The sequence below is a fragment of the Microbacterium sp. 10L49 genome (assembly GCF_056395125.1).
In genome coordinates, this window is sequence record NZ_JBFTIW010000004.1 from 150695 (window position 1) to 168521 (window position 17827).

The 17827-nt window shown below is 71.3% G+C and carries 14 protein-coding genes; 10 read left to right on the top strand and 4 right to left on the bottom strand.

Going from position 1 to position 17827, the window contains the following annotated elements; genetic code table 11:
- Positions 1-13: 13 nt before the first annotated feature.
- Both AC1DCT_RS13795 and AC1DCT_RS13800 read left to right on the top strand, forming a co-directional pair.
- Positions 14-400: a DUF1304 domain-containing protein gene (locus AC1DCT_RS13795; protein ID WP_477429850.1), complete on the top strand. Its 387-nt coding sequence runs from the start codon at positions 14-16 to the stop codon at positions 398-400.
- A gap of 43 nt (positions 401-443) precedes the next feature.
- On the top strand, positions 444-1484 hold the full coding sequence (locus AC1DCT_RS13800; protein ID WP_477429852.1) for an NADP-dependent oxidoreductase: 1041 nt from the start codon (positions 444-446) through the stop codon (positions 1482-1484).
- Between the two features lie 123 nt (positions 1485-1607).
- Here AC1DCT_RS13800 and AC1DCT_RS13805 read toward each other — a convergent pair whose 3' ends face one another.
- Positions 1608-3179 (bottom strand): Na+/H+ antiporter, encoded by a 1572-nt coding sequence (locus AC1DCT_RS13805; protein ID WP_477429854.1) that lies wholly within the window; start codon positions 3177-3179, stop codon positions 1608-1610.
- A 459-nt stretch (positions 3180-3638) separates the two neighbouring features.
- Between AC1DCT_RS13805 and AC1DCT_RS13810 the strand changes: the two genes are divergently transcribed.
- The 6 genes from AC1DCT_RS13810 to AC1DCT_RS13835 all read left to right on the top strand — a co-directional run bounded on the left by AC1DCT_RS13810 (position 3639) and on the right by AC1DCT_RS13835 (position 11521).
- Positions 3639-5012: an Nramp family divalent metal transporter gene (locus AC1DCT_RS13810; protein ID WP_477230468.1), complete on the top strand. Its 1374-nt coding sequence runs from the start codon at positions 3639-3641 to the stop codon at positions 5010-5012.
- 213 nt (positions 5013-5225) lie between these two features.
- Positions 5226-5444 (top strand): hypothetical protein, encoded by a 219-nt coding sequence (locus AC1DCT_RS13815; protein ID WP_441975555.1) that lies wholly within the window; start codon positions 5226-5228, stop codon positions 5442-5444.
- Positions 5441-5806 (top strand): hypothetical protein, encoded by a 366-nt coding sequence (locus tag AC1DCT_RS13820; RefSeq protein ID WP_477429856.1) that lies wholly within the window; start codon positions 5441-5443, stop codon positions 5804-5806. The genes AC1DCT_RS13815 and AC1DCT_RS13820 overlap by 4 nt, the downstream gene beginning before the upstream one ends.
- Positions 5807-6319: 513 nt before the next feature.
- Positions 6320-7726, top strand: coding sequence for an MFS transporter (locus AC1DCT_RS13825; RefSeq protein ID WP_477429858.1), 1407 nt, complete (start codon positions 6320-6322; stop codon positions 7724-7726).
- A 10-nt stretch (positions 7727-7736) separates the two neighbouring features.
- Entirely contained in the window at positions 7737-9953 is a 2217-nt protein-coding gene (locus tag AC1DCT_RS13830) for a molybdopterin oxidoreductase family protein (RefSeq protein ID WP_441975559.1), read from the top strand.
- Positions 9950-11521, top strand: a complete 1572-nt coding sequence (locus AC1DCT_RS13835; RefSeq protein ID WP_441975560.1) for an FAD-dependent oxidoreductase — start codon at positions 9950-9952, stop codon at positions 11519-11521. The genes AC1DCT_RS13830 and AC1DCT_RS13835 overlap by 4 nt, the downstream gene beginning before the upstream one ends.
- Positions 11522-11664: 143 nt before the next feature.
- Here the strand turns inward: AC1DCT_RS13835 and AC1DCT_RS13840 are convergent, their stop codons facing one another.
- From AC1DCT_RS13840 to nirB, 3 genes are read right to left on the bottom strand one after another with little or no spacing between them, the layout of a single operon-like run.
- The gene (locus AC1DCT_RS13840) at positions 11665-12795 is read right to left on the bottom strand and encodes a uroporphyrinogen-III synthase (RefSeq protein WP_477429860.1); all 1131 of its coding nucleotides are present in this window, start codon (positions 12793-12795) and stop codon (positions 11665-11667) included.
- Positions 12792-13577, bottom strand: coding sequence for a uroporphyrinogen-III C-methyltransferase (cobA, locus tag AC1DCT_RS13845; RefSeq protein ID WP_441975562.1), 786 nt, complete (start codon positions 13575-13577; stop codon positions 12792-12794). The genes AC1DCT_RS13840 and cobA overlap by 4 nt, the downstream gene beginning before the upstream one ends.
- Positions 13574-16168, bottom strand: a complete 2595-nt coding sequence (gene nirB / locus AC1DCT_RS13850; RefSeq protein WP_441975563.1) for a nitrite reductase large subunit NirB — start codon at positions 16166-16168, stop codon at positions 13574-13576. The genes cobA and nirB overlap by 4 nt, the downstream gene beginning before the upstream one ends.
- Positions 16169-16350: 182 nt before the next feature.
- Here nirB and nirD point away from each other — a divergent pair, with 182 nt between their 5' ends.
- Together nirD and AC1DCT_RS13860 are read left to right on the top strand one after the other, a co-directional pair.
- Positions 16351-16740: a nitrite reductase small subunit NirD gene (gene nirD / locus AC1DCT_RS13855; protein ID WP_477429862.1), complete on the top strand. Its 390-nt coding sequence runs from the start codon at positions 16351-16353 to the stop codon at positions 16738-16740.
- 124 nt (positions 16741-16864) lie between these two features.
- Entirely contained in the window at positions 16865-17785 is a 921-nt protein-coding gene (locus AC1DCT_RS13860) for a S1C family serine protease (protein ID WP_477429864.1), read from the top strand.
- Positions 17786-17827 lie beyond the last annotated feature (42 nt).

The following is a 17827-nucleotide window of genomic DNA, read 5'->3' on the forward strand; positions in this document are numbered from 1 at the left end:
GAGGAGTCCCATCGTGGTTGTCGCAGGTCTGATCTTCGCCGGAGTCGCCGCGCTCGTGCACGCCTACATCTTCGTCATGGAGTCGCTCGCGTGGACCACGCCCCGTGTGCGCGCGACGTTCGGCACGAGCGAGGAGGAAGCGCTCGCGACGAAGTCGATGGCGTTCAACCAGGGCTTCTACAACCTCTTCCTCGCGATCGCCGTCGTCGTGGGCATCGTCTTCTTCACGATCGGGGCTCCCGCCGTCGGCGCGACCCTCGTGTTCGTCGGAGCAGGATCGATGGCCGCTGCGGCGCTGGTGCTGCTGCTGTCCAGCCCCGACAAGCGGGCTGCGGCGCTGAAGCAGGGCGTGATCCCCGCGATCGCGGTCGTCATTCTGGCCGTCGGCGTCACGCTCTGATCGCCCCCTGTCCCGCACACCCATCCCCTCACGAAGGAGTTCCATGTCCACTGCCCTGAGCACCCAGATCCAGCTCGCGAAGCGTCCGGTCGGCTGGCCGACGCCGGACGACTTCCAGACCGCGGAGGTGGTCTACGAGGCTCCCGCCACCGGCGAGGTGCGCGTGCGCAACGAGTTCGTCTCCGTCGACCCGTACATGCGCGGGCGCATGAACGACGTCCGCAGCTACGTCCCGCCCTTCGCGCTCGGAGAGACCATCACCGGAGGCGCGATCGGCCGTGTGACCGCGTCGGAGGCCCCCGAGCTCCCGGTCGGCACCCTCGTGCTGCACCAGCACGGCTGGGCCGACGTGGTGCAGGCCGACGCATCGACGTTCCGCGCCGTGCCCGAGGTTCCCGGCCTCTCATCCTCGCTGCGCCTGCACATCCTCGGCATGACCGGCCTCACCGCGTACGTCGGGCTCACCGCGATCGCCGGGCTGAAGCCGGGCGACACCGTGTTCGTCTCCGGTGCGGCCGGCGCAGTCGGCACCGCGGTCGGCCAGATCGCCAAGCTGCTCGGCGCCGGGCGGGTCATCGGCTCTGCGGGTACGCCCGAGAAGGTGGCACTGCTGACGGAGAAGTACGGCTACGATGTCGCCTTCAACTACAAGGACGGCGACGTGCGCGCCCAGCTCGCGGCCGCAGCGCCGGAGGGCATCGACGTGTTCTTCGACAATGTAGGCGGGGATCACCTGGAGGCGGCACTCGACGCGTTCAACGACGGCGGCCGCGCGGCGCTGTGCGGCGCGATCGCCGGCTACAACACGACCGACCGCACGCCGGGGCCGGACAACCTGGCCAACATCATCACCCGCGCTCTGACGCTGAAGGGCTTCACGCTCGCGGCATACCTCGGCCTGGCGCCGGAGTTCCAGGAGAAGATGGCGGCCTGGTTCGCCGAGGGGAAGATCGCCTACGACGAGACGATCGTCGACGGCATCGAGAACACCGTCGACGCGTTCCTCGACATGATGCGCGGCGCCAACACGGGCAAGATGCTCGTGCGCGTCGCCCCCGCGGAAGCCGCGGCGCAGCTCGCCTGAGCGCACCGGATCGCACGGAAGCGGCGGGGGCCCGAAACCCCTGCCGCTCCGCGTCACTCCGCGAAGAACGTGAGGATGCTGTCGTCCGGGGCGGGACCAACGAAATCGCTCGCGACGCAGCGGTCAGTCGTGCCGCTCCGCCGACGCCGGCGTGAAGTGCAGCGCGTCGCGGTCGAGCCGGGTCTGCAGCCGGTGTAGCGTGGCGTCGCTGATCGCGCCGTCGTTGCGGAGGCGGATCACGACGTCGCGGGTGTGGTCGACGAGGGCGAGGCTCAGCGCGGCGTAATCGTGGTCCAGGTCGCGCCGGGTGCTGCGTCCGGGTTCCGGTGAGGCGTCGATCCGCTCGAGCCGTTCCCGGTACTCGTTGACGACTCGTTCGCGCACGTGATCGGGCGCTTCGATCCCCTCGGCGAGGGAAGGTGTCGCCTCGATCGCCGAGCGCAGCGCGGTGCGGTGCGCGCGGGTGAACTCGGCGGACACCATCGTGTCGGGCTCGAGGCGCGCCCAGCGGATCACGGCAGGCAGGAGCATGCCCTGCGCGAGGATCGTGAGGACCACCACCCCGGTCGCGACGAAGATGATCTCGGCGCGACCCGGCATCGCCGCGGGCACGGCGAGTGCGACGGCCAGGGAGATCGCACCGCGGAACCCTGCGACGGTCGACACGACCCTGGCGCGATGCGTCATCCGCTTCCTGCGCTGGGCGGGGCTGCGGTCCACGAGCCGGATCCCCCAAGTCGTGATCATCTGGAACGCGAAGCGGATCAGCAGGATCGCGATCCAGATCAGCACGCACAGCAGCACCAGCATCGGGATGCTCTGCAGGGGGACCGCGCGCATCGCCGACTGCGCTTCGATCCCGATCAGGACGAACAGCGCGCCGTTCAGCGTCGTGGTCGCCAGCGTCCAGAAGCCGTCCCGCTGCTGCCGGGACTGCGGGGTGCCGGAGCGCGGACCGGTGCGACTCAGATACAGCCCCGCGACGACCACGGCGATGACGCCGGAGGCGTGGATCTGCTCGGCGGCGAGGAATGCGGCGAAGGGCACCAGCACCAGCGCGGCGTTGTGCAGGAGCGGATCGTGCAGGCGCCGGAGCACGACGGTCCCCAGAAGACCGCCGAGAAGGCCGATGACGGCCCCGCCGCCGTACGCCACACCGACGAGGGTCGCGATCTCCCCTGCGGAGTAGTCTGCGCCGCTCGCGGCCATCCCGATCATGATCGTGTAGATGACCAGCGCGGTGCCGTCGTTGACCAGGCTCTCGGCCCGCAGCTGGACGATGTTGCGGTGCGGGAGCGCGCGGGCGAGTGCTCCCACGGCGGTGGCGTCGGTGGGCGCGAGCGCGGCGCCGAGGACGAGCGCGGGCAGCCATCCCCAGCCGAAGGCGACGCCGATGCCCGCCGCTCCGAACGTCGTCGCGACCACCAGCAGCGTGCTCAGCAGCAGGATGACCCGCAGATCGCGGCGGACTTCGCGCAGCGGCGTCATCAGCGCCTCCCAGAACAGCAGCGCCGGCAGGAACAGCACCAGCACCGCATCGGACGGGAGGTGGATGTCGCGCACCGCCGGGATGAACCCGACGAGCAGCCCGAGGAGCAGCTGGAGCAGCGGCGCGGGAACACGAAGCCGCGGCGCGGCCCAGGACGCCGCCACCACGAGGGAGCCGACCAGGACGAAGGTGATGAGCGGATCCATGAGCAGTCCTCTCGGGAGACGGGACGATGCGGCGAAACAGGATCCCGCCATCGCGACGCCGACTCGAGGAGCTTCGCCATGCCCAGGGTCGCACCCCCGTGTTTCCAGCCCGTTGCGGGCAGGGGCGGGAGCGGTTTCGCGTCGTCCTCCGAGGTCTTCCGGTGAGGGGATCGGATCCGCACCGTGACGGGACGCGTAGTCCATCTCTCGGGCGCCTTGCAACCCCGTTTCGCGCCTGTGGCGGAGCACATAGCCTGCGAACTCGACAGACACACAGGGCCGCGCCGCTGCGCGGCCGCGGCGCCGAGACAGTGAGGAGTCCCATGAGCCCCCAGGCATCGACCACCACGAAGAACCGTCGCACGCCCGCGCGCGGCGCGCAACACCCCGCCGAGACGAAATGACACCGCTCGCGCCGGCTGCGTCCGCCAGCAACCCCGCTGGTCGGAGGAGTAGACGATGACCGTCATCGATCCTGCCGCCGACGCAGGGGAAGAGCCCTCTGGTTCCGCCACCGCGGGCAGCGGCGAAGAGGAGAAGCCGAAGAGCAATCCGGTTGTGCGCTTCCTGCGCGTGCTGGGTCCCGGTCTCGTCACAGGCGCCGCGGACGATGACCCCTCAGGCGTCGCCACGTATTCGCAGGCGGGGGCCACGTTCGGGAACGGGCTGCTATGGACCGTTCCGCTCTCGCTGCCGCTCATGATGGCGGTGCAGGAGATCTGCGATCGCATGGCCCTCGCGACTGGCGACAGCCTCGGCGCGTTGATTCGCCGCAAGTTCCGCCGGGGCGTCGGTGCATCGATCGGTGTTCTGATCGTTGCGCTGATCGCGGCGAACTGTCTGAACCTCGCCGCGGACCTCAACGCGATCGGGCAGGGCATGCAGCTTCTGCACGCTGGACCTGCATGGATCTGGAGCATCGTCGCCGGCATCGCGATCCTCGTGACGGTCATGCTCGGCTCGTTCGAGCTGATCGGCAGGATCTTCAAGTGGTTGTGCCTTGTGCTGCTCGTCTACCTCGGCGTCCTCTTCGCGACACATGTGAACTGGGGCAGCGTCGCGGCCGGCCTCGCAGGCTTCCAATTCCAGCTTTCGCCGGCTTACCTGGGTCTCGCCGTCGGCGTGCTCGGGACGACCGTGTCCCCGTACATGTTCTTCTGGCAGTCGGCGCAGCGAGTCGAGGAGATGCGCGAAGAGAAACGAGGTGGAGACGATGCGCCCGCTCTCGACGAACGTCCCGCACGCGAGGCGCACCGCCGGTTGCGCAACGGACGAATCGACGTCTTCACCGGTATGGCCTTCAGCGTCCTCATCATGTTCGCGATCATCGCGTCATCCGCAGCGACCCTGGGTGCGCACCACAAGACGGTCTCCAGTGCTGCGGAAGCGGCCAAGGCCCTTGAGCCCATTGCAGGCGATTTCGCGAGCATCCTCTTCGCCCTCGGGTTCATCGGATCCGGCATGCTCGCCGTACCTGTCCTCGCAGCCGCGGGAGCTGCGGGCCTCTCGGCTCTGCTGAACAAGAACTGGGGTCTGGACAAGAACCCACGCCGGGCGCCGCTCTTCTATGTTCTGCTCGGCATCGGCATGATCGGCGGCACCATCCTCGCCGTCGTCTCCACCGACCCGATCGGGCTGCTCGTGCTCAGTGCGATCGTCAACGGCATCGCCGCCGGTCCGTTCCTGATCATCATGATGCTGATCTCCCGCGACCGCACCATCATGGGCAGACACCGAAACGGGAAACTGGCAGCAACGCTGGGATGGGCCACCACCGTGCTCATGTGCGTCGCCGGCGCTTATGGCATCTGGTACACCGTCGCCGGCGGGTGAGTGCAATTCTCGGAGCAAACCCGTGAACCGCGGGCGAGGCGACGTCGCATGATCGCCACGGAGTATTCGTGGCCTATAGCGAGCGCGAGCGGCATCTGTCAATGATCTGGCTTTCTGGCCGATGCAGCGTGATCGTGCAGGCATGCCCGGCGACCACGCACTCTGTGCGGAGATCGACGGGACTGCGGACGTGGTGAGGGAAGAGAGAGCAAAATGCGAAAGTACTTCTTCTGGCTCGGCATCGGGGTTTTCGCGATGGTGGCCTACTTCTATGGTGCGAAGGCGGGTCGGGGCCGGTACCGAGACATCCGAGCGAGCATCGATGCCGTATGGAACGACCCGAAGGTGAAGAAGGCGCGCAAGAAGGCCCTCAAACGCGCAGAAGCGGTCGCACAGGCTGCCGTGAAGCAAGCCAAGAAGGTCGGGAGATGAGCATGGCCGAGACAGGGAGCGAGCCGGAGGATCGCGTGCGCAGGATCAGCGACGCGGCTGCCGGTGCCGTAGAGGAACGCGTGGACAAGGCTGCGGGCGCGGCGTCGGATGTGATCTCCAAGGCATCCGACACGGCGTCGCATGCGGTGGGCGCGGTGGCAGGTGCGGTCACGGATGCGATTGACGCCCGACGTGAGGAGGTCATCGCGGGAGCCAGACAGGCCGCGGACTTCGTGGCGGGGATCGGCGGTGATGCGGTCGACCACGTGAAGCACCATCCGACGCGCACTGTTCTGCTCGTCGCCGCAGGCGCGGCCGTCATCGGATTCATCGTCGGTGCGATGACAGCGAAACGTCGCTGAACGTCGTCGCCCGCGCGAGACGAGCGCGAGCTCCAGCGTCATCACGGCGGACCGGGAGGCCCCCACTCGCGGGGGGAGGGGATGCGAGTGGAGGCCTCCCGGACCACGGTCTTTGCCCGTGATCGATGAGCTGAAGCGACCGCTCCAACCTCAGCCCGGTACAGAAACTACGCCCGCCTCCCAAAGGAACGACAAGCCCTTGCGCCTGTCGGCGTCGTCTCGTATCCTTCCGCGAGCGTCGCCTTCTTGTTCGGTGCTGAGGGATCTGCGGGGTGCCACCGGTCGTTGGATCATCCACCTGACTTTTCTGTCGCCTCGTCCTCGAGTTCGTCGTCGGCCGGTTCCGGTGCTCCGCCGGATGCTGTGTCTGGGCGGCACCGGGAGCACATCGCGACATCTCACAGAGCCTGGTTGCTGCGGAGAGGAGTTCGACACGCAGACGTTACGGCGCACACGACAGCCGGAAACACGGACTTCCTAGCGTGATCGCACACGCACTCCTGGGAGGTCCGCATGACCGGCATCGCCACGAACACCACGCCCACGCACATCGCGGAGAGCCCCGCCACGGGTTCCGCGCTCGGCTTCCTGCCGGGGCGATGGATCTCCGGGTGGAACGCGGAGGACCGCGAGCAGTGGCGCACCGCGGGCTCTGCGATCGCCCGGCGAAACCTGCGCTGGTCGATCTTCGCGGAGTTCCTCGGTTTCGTCGTCTGGCAGCTGTGGTCGATCGTGGTGGTGGCGCTGCCGGCCGCCGGGTTCCACTTCACGGTCTCGGAGACGTTCTGGCTGATCTCGATCCCGAGCCTGGTGGGGGCGACGCTGCGCTTCCCCTACACGTTCATGGTGCCGCGCTTCGGCGGGCGCAACTGGACGGTGGTGTCGGCGCTGCTCCTGCTGATCCCCTCGCTCGGACTCGCGCTGTGCGTGTCGAACCCCGACACCCCGTTCCCCGTGATTCTCACGATCGCCGCGCTCGCCGGCCTCGGCGGAGGCAACTTCGCGAGCTCGATGGCGAACATCACCTCCTTCTACCCGCAGCGGCAGAAGGGCTGGGCCCTCGGGCTCAACGCCGCCGGCGGGAACCTCGGTGCCGCCGTCGCCCAGTTCGTCGTGCCGATCGTGATCACACTGGGAGCCGGCGCGACCCTGCATCTGCCGCTCGCGGGTCTCATCTGGGTGCCGCTCATCCTGATCGCGGCCTTCGGCGCCTGGCGCCGGATGGACAACCTCACGAGCGCCCGTGCCGACATCTCGGCGTCTCTGGCCGCGCTGCGCTATCCCGAACTGTGGCTCATGGCGCTGCTGTACATCGGCACGTTCGGATCGTTCATCGGATTCTCCGCCGTCTTCCCCAAGCTCATCGCCGACCAGTTCCCGGCGTTCACCGCCTTCCCCGTCGGAGGCGCGATGCTGTCGCTCGCGTTCGTCGGGGCGCTGGTCGGGTCGCTCGCACGCCCCTTCGGCGGACGGCTGGCCGACCGGTTCGGCGGCAGCGCCGTGACGATCGCCGCCTTCGCAGTCATGGCGCTCGGCGCCCTCGCCGTGGTGCTCACGCTGCCGCTGCACTCCTTCTGGCTGTTCCTCGGCTTCTTCCTGCTGCTGTTCGTCGCGAGCGGCGCGGGCAACGGCGCGACGTACCGGATGATCCCGACGCTGTTCGCGCTGCGGTCCGGGGCTGACGGGCACTCCTCATCGGGCGACGTCGCCACTCAGCGCGCCGCGGCCGCTGCGCTGGGGATCGTCTCCGCGATCGGCGCCTACGGCGGCTTCCTCGTCCCGCAGGCGCTCGGGCTGTCCAAGGCGGCGACCGGAGGATACGCGGCCGGCCTCGGCTGGTTCGTAGTCGCCTACGTCGTGCTGTGCGGGATCACGACCGCCGTGCTGCTGCGCGGACGCCGCCGCGGGGCGCGGATCTGAGTCGGCCGCGATGGCAACCGGATCCCCGCCCCCGACGGCTCCCGCCTCTTCTGCCGCGGCGGACACGCACTGCCCGTACTGCGCGCTGCAGTGCGCCATGACCCTCACGCAGGATCCGGCCGGTCCGGCCCCGGTGCGGGTGGAGGGGCGCACGTTCCCGACCAACCGAGGCGGGCTGTGCAAGAAGGGGTGGACCTCAGCCGCCCTGCTCGCGTCCCCAGAGCGGCTCACCACACCGCTGATCCGCGATGCCGGTGTTCTGCGCCCGGCGAGTTGGGACGAGGCGCTGGCGCGGATCGCGTCGTCGTTGCGCGCGATCCGCGCGGCTGACGGACCCGACGCAGTGGCAGTGTTCGGGGGCGGCGGGCTCACGAACGAGAAGGCGTACCTGCTCGGCAAGTTCGCCCGGGTGGCGCTGGGCACCTCGCGCATCGACTACAACGGCCGGTTCTGCATGTCGTCCGCCGCGGCGGCGGGCAACCGGGCCTTCGGGATCGACCGCGGCCTTCCCTTTCCCGTCTCCGACCTCGACGACGCCGACACGATCCTGCTGCTCGGCTCGAACGTCGCCGCGACCATGCCACCCCTGCTCTCGCACCTCGCGGGCGCCCGCGCCGCCGGTGGCCTGATCGTCGTGGATCCGCGCCGCTCGCAGACCGCCGAGCTCACCGCGGACGGTGCGGGCTCGCACCTGCAGCCCGCGCCCGGCACCGACCTCGTGCTGTTGCTCGGCCTCATCCACCTCGTGCTGGCGGACGGGCTCGCCGACCGCGCCTATCTGGAGCAGCGCACGACCGGTCTCGACGCGCTGCGCCGCAGCGTCGCACGATGGTGGCCCGAGCGGGTGCAGGCGATGACGGGGATCCCGGTCGCGGTGCTGCGCGCGACCGCACACCGGCTCGCACGCGGCCGCGGCACGTACATCCTCACCGGGCGGGGCGTCGAGCAGCACGTCGACGGCACCGACACGGCGACCGCGGCGATCAACCTCGCGCTCGTGCTCGGGCTGCCCGGCCGATCGGACTCGGGATACGGCACACTCACCGGCCAGGGCAACGGCCAGGGCGGCCGCGAGCACGGGCAGAAGAGCGACCAGCTGCCGGGGTACCGCAAGATTGCCGATCCTGCGGACCGGGCGGCTGTGGCCGCGGTCTGGGGCGTGGATCCGGACAGTCTGCCCGGGCCGGGCGTTCCGGCCGTGCAGCTGCTGGGGATGCTCGGCGAACCCGGCGGCGTGCGCGCCCTGCTCGTGCACGGCGCGAACCCGATGATCTCCGCCCCCGACGCGGGAGCGATCGCCGCGGGTCTCCGTGCGCTCGACCTGCTCGTCGTGTGCGACTTCGTGCTCTCGGAGACCGCCGCGCTCGCCGATGTCGTCCTCCCGGTGACGCAGTGGGCCGAGGAGGAAGGCACCCTCACGACGCTCGAGGGACGGGTCATCCGCCGTCGTCGCGCCCTGACCCCTCCGCCCGGGGTGCGCAGCGAGCTGGAGATCCTCGCCGATCTCGCCGCCCGGCTGGAGGCTCCGTCGGAGTGGCCGACGGATCCGGCGATCGTGTTCGCGGAGCTCGCCCGCGCCTCCGCCGGCGGGATCGCGGACTACTCGGGGCTCAGCCACGCGCTCCTCGACGCACAGCTCGCCGCAGGCGTCGCCGCGCACTGGCCGTATCCCGCCGGCTCGGACGGCACGCCGCGGCTGTTCGCCGAGCGGTTCGCCCACCCGGACGGCCGGGCGCGGCTCGTGCCGGTGCAGCCGCAGGAGCGCGATCCGGAGGCGCCCGACGAGGAGCCGCTCGACGGCGGGGCGGCAGGCGAGCGGCCCCGCTCCGCGCTGCTCACCCTCATCACCGGGCGCCTGCTCGAGCACTATCAGTCCGGGGCACAGACCCGGCGGATCGCCGAGCTGAGCGATGCCCACCCGCGCGCCCGCGCCGAGCTGCACCCCGCGACGGCCGCCCGGCTCGGAATCACGGGCGGGGATCCGATCGTGGTCCGAAATCGCCGAGGACGCGTCATGGCGGACGCTCTGCTGACCGAGCGGATCCGGCTCGACACGGTGTTCCTGCCGTTCCACTTCGCGGATGCGGAATGCGCGAACCGGCTGACCGCCGCGGTCACGGATCCGATCTCGGGCATGCCGGAGTTCAAGCGCACGATGGTCGTCGTCACCCCCGCGGTCGGGGAGAACGGAGTCGCATCCGTGAACGCCGAACAGGTGCCGGCATGAGCGGCCCGATGCGGATCGTGCTGATCGGCTACGGACCGGTCGGCGCCCGCTTCGTCGAGGAGCTGCTGCCCGCGGTGACGGCGGGGCGGGTGTCGCTCACCGTGCTGGGTGCGGAGGCCGAGGACGCGTACAACCGCGTGCTGCTGGCCGAGTACGCGGTGGGCGCCACCTCACGGGAGCGCCTCGAAATCGCGGACACCGCGGCGGCGCGCACGGCCGGGGTGCGGATCAGGCTCGACGAGACCGCGATCGCCATCGACCGTGCTGCACGCCGGGTGCGGACTTCGGCGGGCGACGAGCTCGCCTGGGACCGGCTCGTGCTCGCCACGGGCGCGCGTGCCAACGTGCCGACCCTGGCCGGCCTGGAGCACACCGGGCACGAGCGCGGCGCTGCGCCGGTGCCCGGCCGGGACGGCGGACGCCGGGCGCTGCCCGCGGGCGTGCTCGCGCTGCGCGACGTGGCCGACGCCGAGGCGGTCGCGCCGGTGGTCGCCGGGGGTGGAGCGGTCGTCGTGCTCGGCGCCGGCGTGCTCGGCATGGAGTTCGCACTGCTCGCCGCCGAGCACGGGGCGCGGGTCACTGTGGTGCACCACGGCACGGCCCCCATGGCGCGCAACCTCGACGAGACCGGCGGGCGGATGCTCGCGCGTGCCGCCCGCACGGCAGGCCTGCGGATGGCGGCGCATGCGCGCGCCGAGACCGTCGAGCTCAGGGACACCCCGGCGGGGCCGGTGTTCGACGGCATCGTGTGCGCCGACGGCACCTATCTGCGCGGGCATCTTCTCGTGCTGTCCTGCGGTGTCGCTCCACGGGTCGAGCTCGCGCTCGCCGCCGGCCTTGCCTGTTCGACGGGCGTGCTGGTCGACGCGGATCTGCGCAGCTGGACGGATCCAGAGGTGTTCGCGATCGGCGACTGCGCGCAGATCGCGGATCCCGGCGAGGCCGACGCCACGGGCCACGTGCCGGGAGCGCCGAGCGGCCTGATCGGGCCCGGATGGCGGCAGGCCGCAGCCGTCGCGAGCCGGCTGCGTGCCGAGGCGGCCGGGGTCGGAGCGGGCGAGGAGGCGAGCGTCGTGCGGCACGCGCGCCCGACCGTGCTCATGCTCAAGGCGATCGGGATCGACGTCGTATCGGGCGGGGCGTACGCGGCGGAGCCGTGGGACGCCGACACCGAGGTCAGCATCTGGATCGACGCCGCGCGGGGCGCATATCTGAAGACCGTCGTCCGCGACGGCGTGCTCGTCGGTTTCGTCTCGGTCGGCCTGCCGCAGGCCGGGGCCGAGCTCACCCTGCGCTACGAGCGGGGAGCGGGTCTCGTCGCGGATCCGGCCGCGCTGCTGCGGCTGGACGCGGCCGATGCCGGCGCGGCCAGGGCGACCGACGACCCGCTCGGGCCGGAGGCCACCGTCTGCTGGTGCAACGGCGTGACAGCGGGCCGCATCGCGGAGGCGGTGGCGGACGGGTGCGGCACCGTCGAGGAGGTCGGCCGGTGCACGCGCGCGGGTACGGGATGCGGCGGCTGCAAGGGGCGGATCACCGCGCTACTGGCGGCGGTGCCGGCGGCATAGGGTCGGCGCGCGATCCGGGGTCGTTGAGCGAGCGCAGCGAGACGAAACGCGGTGATCCGCGAGCGTGCCCCGTTTCGTCTCGGTCGGCTCCGCCGTCCTCGCTCAACGACCCCGGAGGGGGTGCTCAGCGACTGCGGAACTGCTCAGACGTCGAGGCGGTATCCGCGCTTCACGACCGTGGCGACGAGCCCGGGTGTCGCGAGGCTCTGCCGCAGTCGGCTGAGCGAGACCTCCATGGTGTGCTCGTCGCCGTCCATCGTTCCGGCGAGCGCCCTGCGCGACACCACGGCGCCCTCGGCGGCGACCAGGGCGCGGAACAGCGTCACGGAGGTGGGGGTGAGCCGCACAGGTGTGCCGTCGACGACGGCGACGCTGCCGCGCAGCTGCACCTCGCCATGCCGGGTGCGCACGCGCAGCGTCGCCCGGTCCTCGAGGTGCTCGCAGACCAGCCGGATGAGTGCGCCCATCCGGAAGCGATCCGGCTGCAGCACCGGGATGCCCGCGGCGATCAGAGGCGCGGAGGTCACCGGGCCCACGCTCGCGGCCACCACGTCCTGCCGCAGCGCGTCGACGACCTCGTCGTGGCGACCGCGGGCCAGGGCCGCGATGAACAGGCCGTCCACCGCGGGGGCGCTCGTGAAGGTGACGCAGTCCAGCTGCCGGGCCGCGACGGCGTCGACGAGGCGGGTGGTCCGCTCGTCCTCGTCTTCGACGTTCGACCAGGTGTACGGCGCGACCGTGAGTACGCGCATCCCCGCCTGCGCGAGCCGTGCGAGCTGCGCATGATCGGTCTGACCGTGCAACTGCACGGCGACCGTGGTCCCCGCTCCGAACTCGGCGACGACTCTGTCCACGAGAGACGCCGTCGTCTCCTCGTCGCTCATGCCCTCGTCGTCGAGCCCCGCGGCGCGCACCGCGCCCCGCGCCTTCGGACCGCGCACCAGGATCGTCGCCGCGGACAGCGCGTCCTGCAGCGCGGCGCCGAGCCCCGCCGCATCGGCGACCTCGAACCAGCGCCGCATGCCGTAGCTGGTCGTGGCGAGCAGGAGATCGGGGCGTGCGGCGAGGATGTCGCGGGTGTCGGCGATGACCGGCCCGTCGTCGTCCGCGTGCCGCATCCGCACCGTCGGGGCGTGCAGCACGAACGCGCCGCGGCGCTCGAACGCGTCGATGAGATCGGCGGAGCGGCGATCGCTGGTCACGCCGATCCGGAAGCCGGCGAGCTGATCCGGACCGAACCCGGTCACCGGATCGATGCGCTCGAAGGGCGTCATGGGGCGTCCCCCGCGAGTGCGACGGCGTCACTGAGCAGCGCGACGGCCTCCCGATCATCGTGTCCGGCGAGTCGGACGACGTCGCCCACGACGATCACGGCGGGGGAGCGGACCCCCGCATCCTCCGCAGCGTCGCGGATGCCCGCGAGGTCCGAGACGGTCGTGCGCTGGCCGGCGGTGAAACCGCGCTCGATGATCGCGACGGGGGTGCCGGGATCCATGCCGTGGCGCACCAGCCCGGCACTGATCGACGGCAGATTCGAGACACCCATGAGCACGACGATGGTACCGCCGAGGCCGGCAAGATGCTCGGCCTCCGACTCTGTGAGCGGTGCGTGCCCGGAGATCACGGTGAACAGCCGGGCGACCCCGCGATGCGTGACCGGAATGCCGGCGGACGCGGGCACCGCGATCGCGCTCGTCACCCCGGGGATGACGCGCACCGGCACGCCGGCCGCGCGGCAGGCGGCCGCCTCCTCGCCGCCGCGGCCGAACACGAACGGATCCCCGCCCTTGAAACGCACGACCTTGGCACCCGCGAGCGCGTGGTCGAGCAGGAGGCGTTCGATCTCCTCCTGCGGGATCGCATGATGGCCGGGGCGCTTCCCGACATCGACCAGTTCCGCCTGCGGCGCCAACTCCGCAAGCAGCGCGTAAGGCGCGAGCCGGTCGTACAGCACCACGTCGGCGTCCCGCAGCGCACGGACTGCGCCGACCGTGAGCAGGTCCGGGTCGCCCGGGCCGCCGCCGACGAGAGTGACCGATCCGACAGCGGCCGTCACGACAGCTCCTCGGCGGGCACTGTGTCGGCGCGCAGGGGGATGCTCGTGCCGGCGATCGGCACGATGCCGGCCGCGCGCTCCTCGGCGGTCGCGGGGCGGAGCTGCCCGCGCTCGGCGACGCGTGCGATGGACGGATCCGCGACGCCCGGCTCGTTCACGAAGGAGCGGAACCGGCGCAGCCGCTCGGGGTCGTCGAGGGTAGCCGCCCATTCGTCCGCGTAGGTGTCGACGTGCAGGGCGACCGCGGCCTCCAGCTCGGCGGCGAGGCCCAGCGAGTCGTTCACCACCACGTCGCGGACGTGGTCGAGGCCTCCGTCCAGATCCTCCATCCAGCGCGCCGTGCGCTGCAGCCGGTCGGCGGTGCGGATGTAGTACATGAGGTATCGGTCGATGTAGCGCACCAGCGTCTCATCGTCCAGGTCCGACGCGAGCAGCTGCGCATGGGCGGGCTGGAATCCGCCGTTGCCGCCGACGTACAGGTTCCAGCCCAGATCGGTCGCGATCACGCCCACGTCCTTGCCGCGCGCCTCGGCGCATTCGCGGGCACAGCCGGAGACGCCGAACTTGAGCTTGTGCGGGCTGCGCAGGCCGCGGTAGCGCAGCTCCAGGGCGATCGCCATCCCCACCGAGTCCTGCACGCCGTACCGGCACCAGGTGGATCCGACACAGCTCTTCACATTCCGCAGCGCCTTGCCGTACGCCTGCCCCGACTCGAAGCCGGCGTCCACCAGCCGGCGCCAGATGTCCGGCAGCTGGTCCAGCCGTGCGCCGAAGAGGTCGATCCGCTGTCCGCCGGTGATCTTCGTGTACAGGCCGAAGTCCTGCGCGACGCGGGCGATCACGCCGAGTTTCTCGGGGGTGATCTCGCCGCCGGGGATGCGCGGCACGACCGAGTACGTGCCGTCCTTCTGCATGTTGGCGAGGGCGCGGTCGTTCGTGTCCTGCAGCGGGCCGCGACCGCCGTCAAGCAGATACTGGCCGTGCTGGGTGGCGAGGATCGATCCGACCGCGGGCTTGCAGATGTCGCAGCCGCGCCCGCGACCGAGGCGGGTGATCGTCTCGTCCCAGCTCGTCAGCCCCAGAACACGGACGGACTCGAACAGCTCCTGCCGGGACAGGTCGAAGTGCTCGCACAATGCGTGCGAGACCGTGGCGCCGGCGGCGGTGAGCTCCGCTTCGAGCAGCTTCTTCACCAGCGGCACGCAGGATCCGCACTGCGTGCCCGCGCGGGTGCAGGTCTTCAGCTCTCCGAGGTCGTGGCAACCGTCGCCGACCGCGGCGCGCACCGTCCCCGCGGCGACGTTGTTGCAGGAGCACACCAGCGCGTCGTCTGGCAGCGCGCCGCTCGTGGGCGGCTCGGCACCGGCGGCGGAGAGGTACGCGGCCGGCTCGGCGTCGAGGGTGCGACCGAGCAGCGGTCGCAGACCGAGGTAGGGCGTGGCGTCGCCGACGAAGACGCCGCCGAGCAGCGTGCGGGCGTCGTCGCTCACGACGAGCTTCTGGTACAGCCCGCGCGCGGGATCCGCGTACACGATCTCGAGGGCGCCGGGATCGCGGGCGAACGCGTCGCCGAAGCTCGCCACGTCGACGCCCGACAGCTTGAGCTTGGTGGCGTCGTCGATCGTGGTGAAAGCCGCATCGCCGCCGAGCAGCTGGTCGGCGACAGTCTCGGCCATGGCGTTGGCCGGCGCGACCAGGCCGATCGTGCGGCCGTCGATCGCGGCGACCTCGCCGATGGCCCAGATCGACGGATCAGCGCTGCGGCAGGCCTCGTCCACGATCACGCCGCCGCGCGGCGCGGTCTCGATCCCCGCCGCCGTGGCGAGTTCGTCGCGCGCTCGGATGCCGATGGCGAACACGACGATGTCGGCCGGAACGCTGCGGCCGTCGGTGCAGAGCACCTCGACGGGGCGGCCGCCAGCGCCGAGCACGATCTTCTGCGGCCGGGTGCCGAGGTGCAGGTCGACCCCGCGGGCCGCGATCAGCCGCCCCAGGGCCTGGCCCGCGCCCTCGTCGAGCTGGGCCGACATCAGCCACCCGCCGGAGTGGATGATCACGGCGTCGGCACCGAGTGCGGCGACGCCTCCTGCAGCTTCCAGTCCGAGAAGACCGCCTCCGGCCACGGCGACGCGCGGAGAACGGCCCAGCTCGTCGCGGAGTGCCGCGACCTCGGCGACGAGGGCGTCCACGTCGTCGATCGTGCGGTACACGCGGGCGGCCGGAGCACCGGGGATCTCGGGCACAGGGGCGGAGGATCCAGTCGCCAGCACGAGATCGTCGTAGCCGAGCACGTCGCCGGTCGACGTTGTCACGGTCTTCGCGGCGCGGTCGATCGCCTGCGCCCGTTCGCCGACCCGCAGGGAGACCGCGGCGTGCTCCCAGCACGACGCCGGATCCAGCGTGAGATCGACGGATCCGTCCGCGAGCCGCTTGCTCAGCTGCACCCGGTCGTACGGAAGATACGGCTCTTCCGCGACGACGGTGATGCGGTGCGCGGCGGCCGGCTCATCGGCGAAGCGCGACAGCAGGGCCTCCACGAGCCGGTGGGCGGCGGGGCCGCCTCCGACGATGAGCGTGTTGCGGGACGTCATGCGTGCCCCCTCCGGTTCGGTGGTTCCCGAGCGTACGAGCGCGCGATTTCCCGACCGTTTCGGCAATGTATCCGTAACATGACAGCGCCCGCACACGACGAGCGGAGGGTTGTGAGGGGACTTTCACACGGCCGACACATGCCGCGACCGCAGCTGAAACACGCGCGACCTACCGTCGTGGCATGACCACCATCACGCAGACCAGGTCCCGTGTCGTCTCCTCGCGCACCGCCCCGGTGCGCACCGTGTGGGAGCGCGCATGCCGCGTCGACGACCTCGAGCCGTCCTGGGGCGAGGCCGTCCTCATCCGGATGAGGCAGATCGCCGTGTTCCTGCTCTCGCCGCGCGAGGTCTACGCGGTCGAGCACAACGATCCCGCCGCAGACGGCGCGCCGGTGATGGCGCGCGGGATCGTCGGATCCAGGGGCGATCGTCCCACCCTCGCGTCGCCCCTGCACAAGGAGATCTACGACCTCGGCACGGGGGAGTGCTATTCGGATCCGGCTCTGCTGCTGCGGACTTTCCGCACGCGCATCGTCGGAGGCTTCATCGAGATCGAACTCGACGACTGAGCCTCATCCTGCGGCGCGGCCGAGCAGCATCGCGGGCCCGCCCGGGGACGGAATCGCCTCGGTCGCCGTCAGCCCTCGGCGAACGACGGCCGACGGGGTCCGGCGCGGGCGGAGACTGCTGGTCATGGACGACGGTGAAGCGCTGGACGCGTATTCGACCATCGTGGTGCGCGTCGCCGAGACCGTGCTCCCCGCGGTCGCGGCGGTCAGCGTGCGCACGGCCGGCGGCGCGGGCGCGGGCAGCGCCACGGTGATCCGCGAGGGGCTTCTGCTCACGAGCGCGCACGTGGTCGCGGGGGCACGCGAGGTGGGTCTCGCGTTCGGCGACGGCACCTCGATCGAGGCCGCGGTGGTCGGATCCGACGTGCTGAGCGATCTGGCGGTGCTGCGCGCCCGCGGGCGGACGCCGGATCCGGTTCCGCTCGGCGACGCCGCACGGCTGCGCGTGGGGCAGCTCGTCGTCGCCCTCGGCAACCCCCGAGGGCTCGCGGGCAGCGTCACCGCGGGCATCGTGTCGGCGCTCGGCCGCTCGCTGCCGACCGCGTCGGGCCGCGTGATCGACGAGGTGATCCAGACGGACGCGGCGCTGAACCCGGGCAACAGCGGGGGCGCGCTGGCCGACAGTGCCGGCAGGCTCATCGGCGTGAACACCGCCGTCGCGGGCGTCGGGCTCGGCCTCGCCGTGCCGATCAACGCCACCACGCTCGAGATCATCGACACCCTCGCCACGGTCGGCCGGGTGCGCCGCGCCTGGCTCGGCGTGGCCGGAGCGAAGACCCCGCTCACCCCGGAGGCCGCCGCGAAGGTCGGCTCCGCGACCGGGATGCAGGTCATGTCGACGGTGCCGGGCAGCCCGGCCGCGCTCGCCGGAGCCCGCCCGGGAGACATCGTGCTCTCGATCGACGGCACGCCGGTGTTCGATCCGACCGGGCTGCAGCGCGTCATGGTCGAGGCGGCGATCGGGCGGCGCATGGAGATGACGGTCTTGCGCCACGGCGCCCTGATCGACCTCGTCCTGGAGCCGGAGGAGCTGCGGCTGGCGTGAGGCCCGCGCCGAGTGGCCGCATGTCGGAGGCGGGGAGCCTCA